9 protein-coding genes are annotated in these 11134 nt (G+C 73.7%); 1 reads left to right on the top strand and 8 read right to left on the bottom strand.

Features of this window, described 5'->3' with window-relative positions; translation table 11 throughout:
- Positions 1-184 precede the first annotated feature (184 nt).
- The 7 genes from BFF78_RS34265 to fmt all read right to left on the bottom strand — a co-directional run bounded on the left by BFF78_RS34265 (position 185) and on the right by fmt (position 7341).
- Entirely contained in the window at positions 185-1627 is a 1443-nt protein-coding gene (locus BFF78_RS34265; protein WP_069783976.1) for a GuaB1 family IMP dehydrogenase-related protein, read from the bottom strand.
- 131 nt (positions 1628-1758) lie between these two features.
- Positions 1759-2103 carry a barstar family protein gene (locus tag BFF78_RS34260; RefSeq protein ID WP_069781993.1) on the bottom strand — a complete coding sequence of 115 codons (345 nt, stop codon included), beginning with the start codon at positions 2101-2103 and terminating at the stop codon, positions 1759-1761.
- Entirely contained in the window at positions 2100-2540 is a 441-nt protein-coding gene (locus BFF78_RS34255) for a guanyl-specific ribonuclease (RefSeq protein ID WP_069781992.1), read from the bottom strand. Before BFF78_RS34255 ends, BFF78_RS34260 begins: the two co-directional genes overlap by 4 nt.
- Before the next feature lie 439 nt (positions 2541-2979).
- On the bottom strand, positions 2980-4023 hold the full coding sequence (locus tag BFF78_RS34245) for a sugar-binding transcriptional regulator (RefSeq protein ID WP_069781990.1): 1044 nt from the start codon (positions 4021-4023) through the stop codon (positions 2980-2982).
- Between the two features lie 90 nt (positions 4024-4113).
- The gene (gene rpe, locus BFF78_RS34240) at positions 4114-4800 is read right to left on the bottom strand and encodes a ribulose-phosphate 3-epimerase (protein ID WP_069781989.1); all 687 of its coding nucleotides are present in this window, start codon (positions 4798-4800) and stop codon (positions 4114-4116) included.
- A gap of 111 nt (positions 4801-4911) precedes the next feature.
- A complete protein-coding gene (locus BFF78_RS34235; RefSeq protein ID WP_069781988.1) occupies positions 4912-6330 on the bottom strand; it encodes an RsmB/NOP family class I SAM-dependent RNA methyltransferase in 1419 nt (472 codons plus the stop codon).
- 78 nt (positions 6331-6408) lie between these two features.
- The gene (fmt, locus tag BFF78_RS34230) at positions 6409-7341 is read right to left on the bottom strand and encodes a methionyl-tRNA formyltransferase (protein WP_069781987.1); all 933 of its coding nucleotides are present in this window, start codon (positions 7339-7341) and stop codon (positions 6409-6411) included.
- A 305-nt stretch (positions 7342-7646) separates the two neighbouring features.
- On the opposite strand from fmt, the gene BFF78_RS34225 reads away from it, so the two are divergent.
- Positions 7647-8189, top strand: coding sequence for a hypothetical protein (locus BFF78_RS34225; protein WP_069781986.1), 543 nt, complete (start codon positions 7647-7649; stop codon positions 8187-8189).
- Positions 8190-8888: 699 nt separating this feature from the next.
- Here the strand turns inward: BFF78_RS34225 and BFF78_RS34220 are convergent.
- Positions 8889-11048 (bottom strand): primosomal protein N', encoded by a 2160-nt coding sequence (locus BFF78_RS34220; RefSeq protein WP_069781985.1) that lies wholly within the window; start codon positions 11046-11048, stop codon positions 8889-8891.
- Positions 11049-11134 lie beyond the last annotated feature (86 nt).

The raw sequence follows: 11134 nt of genomic DNA, 5'->3' as shown, positions 1-11134 counted from the left end.
GGATGATCATTGCGTTCATCGGACCGGAATGACAAATCGTTGCGCGCGGGCTGTCGACCATTGCACCGCAGCCTCAGGGCCCCATCGGCTCCCACAAATGAAGGCGAGGGCTCCGGATACGCCGACGGCCCCCGTCTTCCCGGGCGTGGGAAGACGGGGGCCGTGCGGGACGCCGTTTCGCCGGTCAGCTCCAGCTGGCGTGCAGCGGCTTGCCCTCGGCGTAACCGGCCGCGCTCTGGATGCCGACGATGGCCTTCTCGGCGAACTCCTCCAGGGAGCCGGCACCGGCGTAGGTGCAGGAGGAGCGGACGCCCGCGATGATCGAGTCGATCAGGTCCTCGACGCCGGGGCGGGCCGGGTCGAGGAACATGCGGGAGGTGGAGATGCCCTCCTCGAACAGCGCCTTGCGGGCACGGTCGTACGCCGACTCCTCCGACGTACGGTTGCGCACCGCGCGGGCCGAGGCCATGCCGAAGGACTCCTTGTACGCGCGGCCGTTGGCGTCGTGCTGGAGGTCGCCCGGGGACTCGTAGGTGCCCGAGAACCAGGAGCCGACCATCACGTTCGACGCGCCGGCCGCGAGGGCCATGGCCACGTCGCGCGGGTGCCGGACACCGCCGTCGGCCCACACGTGCTTGCCGTACTTCTTCGCCTCGGCGGCGCACTCCAGCACCGCGGAGAACTGCGGCCGGCCCACGCCGGTCATCATGCGGGTGGTGCACATGGCGCCGGGGCCGACACCGACCTTGATGATGTCCGCACCGGCGTCGATCAGGTCCTTGACGCCCTCGGCGGAGACGATGTTGCCCGCGGCGATCGGCACCTGCGGGTCGAGCGCGCGCACCAGCTTGATCGCGGTGATCATCGACTCCTGGTGGCCGTGCGCGGTGTCGATGACGAGCGTGTCCACGCCCGCGTCGAGCAACTGCTTGGCCTTGCCCGCGACATCGCCGTTGATGCCGACGGCGGCGGCGATGCGCAGCTTGCCGTTCGCGTCCACGGCCGGGGTGTACAGCGTGGCCCGCAGGGCGCCCTTGCGGGTGAGGATGCCGGCCAGCCTGCCGTCCTTGTCGACGGCCGGGGCATAGCGGCGGTTGTGGTGGTCCAGGGTGTTGAAGGCCTCGCGGGGGTCGATGTCCGCGTCGAGGAGCAGCAGGTCCTTGGACATCACCACTTCGAGCTGGGTGAAACGGTCGACGCCGGTGAGGTCCGCGTCGGTGACGACGCCGACGGGCCGGTGCTCCTCGTCCACGACCACACCGGCGTTGTGAGCACGCTTGGGCAGCAGCGCCAAGGCGTCGGCGACGGTCTGGTGCGGGGCCAGCACGATCGGCGTGTCGAGCACCAGGTGGCGGCTCTTCACCCAGGAGACGACGTCGGTGACGACGTCGATCGGGATGTCCTGCGGGATGACCACCAGGCCGCCGCGGCGGGCGACCGTCTCGGCCATGCGGCGGCCGGCGATGGCGGTCATGTTGGCGACGACGAGCGGGATGGTGGTGCCCGTGCCGTCCGGCGAGGCGAGGTCCACGCCCTGACGCGAGCCGACCGCGGAGCGGCTCGGCACCATGAACACGTCGTCGTACGTCAGGTCGTACGCGGGCTGGATGTCATTGAGGAAACGCACGTGCTGCACATCCCAGTCGATCAGAGGTGACCCCCCGACAGGTGTGCCGGGGGAAAGAGCACGTACTTCATTGTCCCATGTCGGGGCCGCTGTCACGCCCCGACGGAACATCCAGGGTGCGCGCCGATCACCTAGGAGGATCCTCCAAGGCGCGCGCCGCCCAGGGCCAGCACGACGGTGAGCGCGGGCGTCCGGTCCACGGCCTCGGCGAACACCTCCTGCGCCGTCCGCCACTCGCCCGGACGCGCCTCGGCGTACGGCTGCCAGCCCCGGACGACGATCAGCAGCCCCTGTTCGACGGCGCCCTCGGGCCAGACGGTGTGGTCGCCGAGGGAGTCGGCCAGCGCGTCCCAGTTGCGGCCGAACCAGTCGGGCAGCGCCAGGGCCCGGGCGGCGCGGTCCATCAGGCCGGCCTTGTCGGTGACACCGTCGAGGTCCAGGGTGACGACGAGCCGCCCTGTCAGGTCTTCGCTCATCTCAGTACCGCCCGGAACGAGTTGTAGTGATCATCGGTGTAGTAGATCTCCCCGCCCTGGCCGGTGACAATGCGCCGGGCCCCGCGATCGCGCGAGCCGGGTGTCCTGACGGTGTACTCGCGGTAGTAGCCGCGCTGGTGCCTCGGCAGCCGGCCCTCGAAATTCCCGAATACGACGCCGTCCTTGGCGTACGGAAAGGGCCCGCCCTTGTCGATGAGGCCGAGCGTCCTGCGGGCCTCGGCCGGCAACTGGGCCTGCCTGACCGTGCCCATGCCGTGCGCCCACGCCGGCACGGACGCGCTCGCCCCGACGCCGGAGCCGGACCCCGAGCCCGAACCGGACGAGCATCCCGCGAGCAGAACGGCGAGGACGACGGCCAGCACCCCCGCGAGCAGGCGGACCGGATTGCGCGGCCGTCTGGGGATGGGGGGCGGCATCAGCGGGCGTCCTGGTGCGTGGGCCGAGGCCGAGGACCGCCTGGGTGGGTGGGCCGAGGTCAGGAGCCGTCCCGGCATGTGGGGGACCCGTCTCGGCATGTGGGCGACGAACCGCGGCAACATGCCGACGATGCTGCCACGGCCGTCCCGCTCGGACGACGGCAGGACCCGGCGCGCCATGCCCTGACGCGCCGGCCGTGCCCCGTCACGCCGACGATCCGCTGCGCCGCGCCCCGACGCACCGGGGCTCGTCTCGCCGCGTCACCTCGAGCGGGCGAGCCGAAGGCCGACGAAGGGCCGACGGCCCCGCCCCGCCCTGGGCCGCCTCAGAACCTGGGCGGAGCGGCTCAAGCGGTCACTCCGGGCCCGCCGCGACCACCACGATGCACCCCCGGCCGCCGGGCTCCGCTCGCGTGCCGCAGCGACCGTCGGGGTCCCGTCAGTGCCCGTCCGGGTCCGCCCGGCCGAGCGTGGGCTTCGGCGTGGGCCCCGCCGTCATCAGGTAGTCCGCGGCGGAGGTGTCCGTGACCAGGCTGGTGACCAGGCCGGACCGCAGCACCGCGTCGATCGCGGCCGCCTTGCGCTGACCGCCGGCGATCGCCACGACCTCCGGGATACGGCGCAGCTGGTCGGCCTTGACCGTGATGCACCGCTCACCCAGGTCCCGCCCGATCCGGCGCCCCTCGGCGTCGAAGAGGTGCGCGGCCATCTCGGCGGCGACGCCGAGCGAGGCGTAGTGCGCCCGCTCCTCGTCGCTGAGCATGTCGTGCACGGTCGAGATGCCCGGCTCCCAGGAGCCGATGGAGACACAGGCGACCGTGACCTTGTCGAAGTACTCGAAGGCCCGGGCGATCCCGGTCTGGTTGCGCAGCGCGGCCGCCGTGGCCGCGTCCGGCAGCAGCATGGGCGCGTAGATGGGGTGGGCGTCTCCGCCCGACACCTGCGCGGCGCGGCGAACGGCCTCGACCGAGCCGCGCTCCGAGGTCCCGGCGTCGTACACGCCCGTCAGCTGCACCACCGTGCACGGCGGCAGCCGGTCGAGCGCCGCCGCCATGTGGATCGTGGACCGGCCCCAGGCCAGTCCGAGCACGTCCCCCTCGTTGACGAGCTCGCCGAGCAGATCGGCGGCCACCTCGCCGAGGTTCTCGGGGTCGGGCGTCTCCTCGGCCTCGGCCGGGGACTCGACCACGACGGCGTGCCTCAGGCCGTAGCGGGCGCGGAGCGCGTCGGAGCGCTCGGCGTCCAGCTCGGCCGGGACACGGATCTCGATGCGTACGAGATCCCGTTCGAGAGCCGTCTCCAGGACCCGGGCCACCTTGAAGCGGCTGACGCCGAACTCCTCCGCGATCTGGATCTTGGACTTGCCCTCGAGGTAGAAGCGGCGGGCCATGGCCGCCGCCTGCACCAGCTCAGCGGGTCCCATCCGCATGGCTGACCGGCCCGCCGACATACCCGACACGGCGATCTCCTCACTGCTGTTCACACTCTGGATTCGCCGTTCATCCTTGCAGATTCGGCGCAGCTGATCCGCCCTGAAGGGCGGCCTTCCCTTAACCGTTCACGTAGCCGTGGCTCAGTGGTCGCATGCCCAGGACGCCTTGGCGGTGGCCGATTCCGCCTGGGCGCGCAGGGCGCGGACCGCCTCCGCCGGATCCTCGGCCCCGTACACTGCCGAGCCTGCCACGAACACGTCCGCTCCCGCGTCCGCGCACCGCTCGATCGTCGAGGCCGAGACACCGCCGTCCACCTGCAGCCACAGCTGAAGACCGTGCTTGCCGATCAGCTCACGGGTGCGGCGGATCTTCGGCAGCATGATGTCGAGGAACGCCTGGCCGCCGAAGCCGGGCTCGACCGTCATGATCAGCAGCATGTCGAGTTCCGGGAGCAGGTCCTCGTACGGCTCGATCGGCGTCGCGGGCTTGAGCGCCATGGAGGCACGGGCGCCCTTGGCGCGGATCTCCCGGGCGAGCCGTACGGGGGCGGCGGCCGCCTCCACGTGGAAGGTGACGGAGGAGGCGCCCGCCTCGACGTACTGGGGTGCCCACCGGTCGGCGTCCTCGATCATCAGATGGCAGTCCAGCGGGGTGTCCGTCGCACGGGCCAGGGACTCCACGACCGGCACGCCGAGCGTGAGGTTCGGGACGAAGTGGTTGTCCATGACGTCGACATGGAGCCAGTCGGCGCCTTGGACCGCCTTGGCCTCCTCCGCGAGGCGGGCGAAGTCGGCGGACAGGATGCTGGGGTTGATCTGCACGGCCATGCCCCAAGACTGCCATGTCCGGCGCACGGATGTTCGCGCCGGTCCACAGGCGAGACCGTTCATCGTACTTAATACGGACGCCTGTGGATAAGTCCCGGCGCGTGCCCGGCCTCAGCCGGTGCGCCGGATGAGCGCCAGATACATCGCATCCGTGCCGTGCAGATGCGGCCACAGCTGTACGTCCGGTCCCTCGCCGAGCTCCGGGACGCCCGGCAGCAGCGGACGGGCGTCGATCAGTTCCGACTCCGGTCGCTGCTTGAGGACGTCGGCGACGACCGCGCGGGTCTCGGCGAGGTGCGGCGAGCAGGTCGCGTAGCCGACGATCCCGCCGACCCGCACCGAGTCGAGCGCGGTGCGCAGCAGGGCGCGCTGGAGGGGCGCGAAGTTCTCCAGGTCCTCCGGGCGCCGCCGCCAGCGGGCCTCGGGGCGCCGGCGCAGCGCGCCGAGACCGGTGCACGGCACGTCCATCAGCACCCGGTCGAAGGTGCCGGGCCGCCACGGCGGCCGGGTCCCGTCGGCGGCGATCACCTGGTACGGCCCCGGATTCCCGGCCAGTGCGCCGGCCACCAGGCCCGCCCGGTGCGGCTGCTTCTCGGAGGCGAGCAGCGTGGCGCCGCGCTCGGCGGCGAGGGCGGCCAGCAGCGCGGCCTTGCCGCCGGGCCCGGCGCACCCGTCCAGCCACTTCGTGTCAGATCCCTCGATGGGCGCGTGGGCGAGCGCGAGCGCGACCAGCTGGCTGCCCTCGTCCTGGACTCCGGCCCGCCCCTCGCGCACGGCCCCCACCGCGCCCGGCTCCCCGCCCTCGGCGAGCCGTACGGCGTACGGCGACCAGCGCCCCGGTACGGCGGCCTCCTCGCGCAGCAGTTCCTCGGCGGTGGCCCGCCCCGGCCGCGCGACCAGGGTGACCTCGGGCCGTTCGTTGTCGGCCGCCAGCAGGTCCTCGATTCCGGCGCGCCCGCCGCCGAGGGAGTCCCAGAGCGCGGAGACGACCCAGCGGGGATGCGAGTGCACGACGGCGAGGTGATCCTCGGGGTCCTCGTCGTAGGACGGCGCGACCTTTTCCATCCACCCGTCGAGGTCGGCCTGGGCCACCTTGCGCAGCACGGCGTTGACGAACTTGGCGCGCCCGTCGCCGAGCACGACCCGCGCGAGCTCCACGGAGGCGGACACGGCGGCGTGCGTCGGGATCCGCGTGCCGAGCAGCTGGTGCACGCCGAGGCTGAGCACATCGAGCACCGGCGGGTCGACCTCGCGCAGCGGCCGGTCGACACAGGCGGCGATGACGGCGTCGTACGTCCCCTGCCGGCGCAGTGTGCCGTACACCAGCTCGGTGGCGAGGGCGGCGTCCCGCGCGTCGAAGTCGCCCTTGTCACGTGCCTTGCGCAGCAGCGGAGGCAGCACGAGGTTGGCGTACGCGTCCCGCTCGTCGACCGCGCGCAGCGCCTCGAAGGCAAGGATGCGCACGGGGTCCTTCTGCGGACGGCGGTAGGGCTTGGCGGGCCTGCGGGGCCGCTGGGACTGCTCGCTCACGAAAAGGTGCTCCGGATATCAGGAAGGGGTGCGGTTCCAGCGTACGTCGATCCCCCGGCACCCCTTCCGACCGGGGCGTCAGCCGCCGAGCGTCTCGTTCTCGGCGATACGCACGCCGCGTGCCCAGTCGGCCGCCCGCATCGGCTTCTTGCCCTGCGCCTGCACCCAGAGCAGCTCGACGGCGTACGAACCGGTGCCCACGTGCACGCTGTTCTTGCCGACCGCCATCCGTCCCGGGGCGAGGTCGGTGCGCTCGGGCACGGGCGTGACCTGGATGAGCTTGAGCCGCTCACCGCGGAAGGTGGTCCAGGCGCCGGGCGCCGGGGTGCAGCCCCGCACGACCCGGTCGACGCGCAGCGCGGGCGCGGCCCAGTCGATCTGCGCGTCCTCGACGGTGATCTTCGGCGCGACCGTGATGCCCTCGGCGGGCTGCGGTAGGGCCTTCAGGGTGCCGTCCTCGATGCCGTCCATGGTCGCGGCCAGCAGCCCGGCGCCGGCGAAGGCGAGCCGGGTGAGCAGGTCGCCGCTGGTGTCGGTGGGCCGGATCACCTCGGTGACGGTGCCGTAGACGGGCCCGGAGTCGAGCCCCTCCTCGATGAGGAAGGTGGACGCCCCGGTGATCTCGTCGCCGGCCATGATGGAGTGCTGCACCGGCGCAGCACCACGCCAGGCGGGCAGCAGCGAGAAGTGCAGGTTGACCCAGCCGTGGGCCGGGATGTCGAGGGCGGCCCGGGGCAGCAGGGCGCCGTAGGCGACGACGGGGCAGCAGTCCGGGCCGATCTCCGTCAGCCGCTCCAGGAATTCCGGGTCCCGCGGCTTGAGGGGCTTCAGCACCTCGATCCCGGCCTCTTCCGCCCGCTCGGCCACGGGCGACGCGACCAGCCTGCGCCCGCGCCCGGCCGGCGCGTCGGGCCGCGTGACGACGGCGGCCACCTCGTGCCGCCCGGAGGCGATCAGAGCGTCCAGAGCGGGAACGGCGACCTCGGGGGTACCGGCGAAGACAAGCTTCATGGGCGGGATCGGGCCTCTCGGGCGGGGGTTGGACGGGCAGCGCACCAGTCTATGACCACGTACGTGCGGACGCCGTCGGTGAGCAACCACCGCAGGTCGTCCCGCTGTACCGCCGACTGGACACGGGTAGTGCGCGGGCGGGAGGCAAACCCGGGCGCGCGCCGACCGGACCGGCGTACGCATATGCCCGTACGCCCCCACCCCGTGACCAGCGGAGCGCACACGCGTTGGTCAAGAAAGAGTTGACCACATAGGGCCGCTGTAGCGGCCCAATTCCTTTCAACGCCGGTTCGAGAGGCTTGTTCATGGCCGACCACGCAACCCACGACGCCCAGGCCCGGGCCAGCCTGCACTTGCTGGTGCGGGACATCGAGCGGGTCCGCCGACAGGTGGACGCACTACGTACGCTCACCGCCCAGTTGGGCAACGTCTACCGCCCGCGCCGCTCCGGCCCGTCCACGGGCTTCGTCGTCTACGGACGCGCCCCCGCCCCGACGGTGCGACTTGCCCAGGAACTCCGGGACAGTGTCGAAACCCTGGTCACGGCCGCCGTGGACTTCGACCGATCACTCGGCTTCTCGTGGGACGCGGTGGGCTCGGCGCTCGGTGTCACCAAGCAGGCGGTGCACCGCCGTTACGGCGCCCGCCGCGCCGCGGCCCAGGCGGCGGCCGAGGCCGAGCGGGCCCCGGAGCCGTCCGGTACCCGCACGCTCAATGTGAACACCGGCCTGCCCACTGTGCCCACGGTTCCCGCGGCCCGCTCGATGCCCACCCAGCCGACCGCGGGCAGCCAGTCCCTCCGCGACGACGCACGTCCAACGGCCTTCCCCGGCCCACGCAACGGCTGATCGACCAGCCGACATCCCCTGCCCTCCCGGCCACTCGGGAGGGCAGACACGCACCGACGTGACGGGGCCGGCCGCTCGACACAACGACTCCGACCGGCCGCAAGAAACCGCGGGCCGACCCGAGCACTGGGGACCGACCCGACCTGCCCGGCCGACGTGACCGACCTGCCCGGCCGACGTGACCGACCTGCCCGGCCGACGTGACCGACCTGCCCGGCCGACGTGACCGACCTGCCCGGTCCAAGTGACCGACCCGCCCGGCCCACGCGGCCTGGACCGCCCGGACCACCTGACGGGGACCAACCCGACCCACCCGGTCACCACCAGCTCCAGGCCGCTGGAGCGACCCGACCGGACCACCCCGGCCACCACCCAGCTCCAGGCCGCCCGGACCGACCCGGCTACCACCTGCCCAGGCCGACCGGACCGTCCGCCCCAGACCGGACCGACCCGCCCCCATGTCCTGGACCACCCGGACCACCTGGACTGGCCGACCCGGACCGGCCCGGACCAGGCCCGCACTGGCCGGAACGCCGCAGCTCGACCACCACTCGCCACGACCACCGCTCGCCACGCCCACCACTCGCCACGGCCACCGCATCCGGACCGCATGCCGGACGGCCGCCGACGGCGAGGACCCCCGCTGGTTGTCCCGCCTCTCAGCCGACTGGATACGGGCGGTGCGCGGGTGGGAGAACATCACCCCATGTCCGGCGGATCGATCCGCACCCGCACCGCCTCCCCACTCCCCCGCGCCATCCGAGCGGCCTGCGCGGTCTTCAGCGCGGAAGCCAGCACCGCCCCGCTCCCCGGCGGTACCCGCACCAACGCCCGGTCCCAGTGCTCCCCCGGCGGCGGCGCCCCGGGCCGACGGGGCCGTCCGGGCGGCGTCGGCGGCACCGGCACCGGCCCCAACACCTCCGCATCCGGCGGCAGTTCGACCGAGGCCAGGAACTCGGCGACGGCCGCCGGTGTCCCGGTCACCGCCGCCATCCGCGACACCGGCGGAAAGCCCAGCTCGGCCCGCTCCGACAGTTCCCGCACCGCGTGCCCGACGGGGTCCCACCGCACCAGCGCCTGCACGGGCCGCAGGGTCGGCTCGGCCACCACGACCACCGTGCCCCCCTCGCTCTGCGGCCGTACCAGCGCGCCCGCCGCGATCCACCGGCGCAGCGCGTCCTCGCCGGCCCGCAGGTCGGGTCGTACGAGCATGGCCCAGCCGTCCAGCAGGAGGGCCGCCGCGTAGCCGCCCTCGGCGACCGGTTCCGCCCCCGGTGTGCTCACGACCAGCGCGGGCGTGCCCGGCACCGTGTCCAGCACGTGTTCCCGCCCCGAGGTGCGCACCGGGACGGCGGGGAAGGCGCGCCCCAGTTCCTCGGCCGTCCGCCGCGCCCCCACGACCTGGGCCCGCAGCCGGAAGCCGCCGCACTCCGGGCAGTGCCACGCGCTCTCCTCACGTCCGCACCAGCCGCAGCGCAGGACCCCCGCGTCCTGCCCCTGGAGCGGCCCGGAGCAGTGCCGGCACCGGGCGGCCGCCCGGCACCGGTCGCAGGCCATGCGGGGCGCGTAACCGCGCCGGGGCACCTGCACCAGCACCGGCCCGTGCCGCAGCCCCTCACGGGCCGCCTGCCAGGCGAGGGTGGGCAGCCGGGCGGCGCGGGCGGCCTCGTCGCGTGCGAGGTCGTCGTCCCCGACCGTCCGGACCAGGGGCGCGGCCCGGCGCACCTGCTCCCGGCCGGCGACCAGCGGCCGGGCCCAGCCGCTCTCCACGAGCTGGGCGGCCTCGACGGTGCAGCTCCAACCGCCCAGCAGGAAGGCGCACTTGTCCAGCGCGGCGCGCAGCAGCAGCACATCGCGGGCGTGCGGCTGGGGGGCGTGCTGCTCGCTGTGGCTGTCGTCGCCGTCGTCCCAGATGGCGACGAGTCCCAGGTCCTGCACGGGCGCGAACATGGCCGCCCGGGTCCCGACGACGGCCCGCACGGCACCCCGGCGCACCGCGAGCCACTGCGCGTACCGCTTCTCGGGCCCGGCTTCGGCCGTGAGCAGCGCGTGCCGGCCCGTGCCGAGCAACTGCGTGAGCGCGGCGTCGACCCGCGCGGCGGCCCGGCCGTCCGGTACGACGACGAGGGCGCCGCGTCCCGAGGCGAGCGTGGCGGCGACGGCCCGGGCCAGTTCCTCGCTCCACAGGGGGCCCGGCAGCGCGGTCCAGACGGCCCTTGGGGAACCGCCGGAGGCCAGGGCATCCAGGAAGGTTCCCCCACGCTCGTACCGCCCCCAGGAGGCCGGTTCCGGCGCCCTGGGGGGCGGCAGCGGCGCGGGGGACGGCCGCTGCTCGGCGCGCGCGCTGCGTGGCGGTACGGCCAGCTGGAGCACATCGGCGAGGCTTCCGGCGTACCGGTCGGCCACGGCCCGCGCGAGTCCCAGCAGCTCCTCGCTCAGCACCGGCTCCGGCGAGACGACCTGGGCCAGCGCGGCCAGGGGCCCCGAGTAGTCGGATTCGGCCCGCCGCTCCACGAGGAAGCCGTCGATGAGCCCGCCGCCCTCGCGGCGCCCTTCGCGCACCCGGTGCCGCCCGGCGCCGAACCGCACCCGCACCCGCACGCCGGGCTGGGCCTGCTCGTCCAGTTCTTCGGGCACCGCATAGTCGAAGTACCGGTCGAGGTGCAGCACGCCCTTGTCGACCAGCACCCGCGCGACGGGCAGCTCCTTGGCGAGCGCGGCTCCCCGCCAGGTCCGCGGCTTGGCCCGGGGCGTCTTCGCCTTGCGCACGCTCTCCCGAATGAGCGCGAGCTGCTCCGGCGGCGCCCCTTCGGCCCCGCCGTCCCCATCCGCTCGGGGCGCCCCGTTCTCGCTGCTCACGCTTGCATTCTTACCAAACGCCACTGACAACCGACGCCCGCCCGAGGTCGTCGCGGTCGGCCGGATCGACCGGCCACGGCGCCGCA

It is taken from the genome of Streptomyces fodineus (assembly GCF_001735805.1).
Taxonomy (GTDB): domain Bacteria; phylum Actinomycetota; class Actinomycetes; order Streptomycetales; family Streptomycetaceae; genus Streptomyces; species Streptomyces fodineus.
This window is presented reverse-complemented; position numbering and strand designations above follow the sequence as displayed.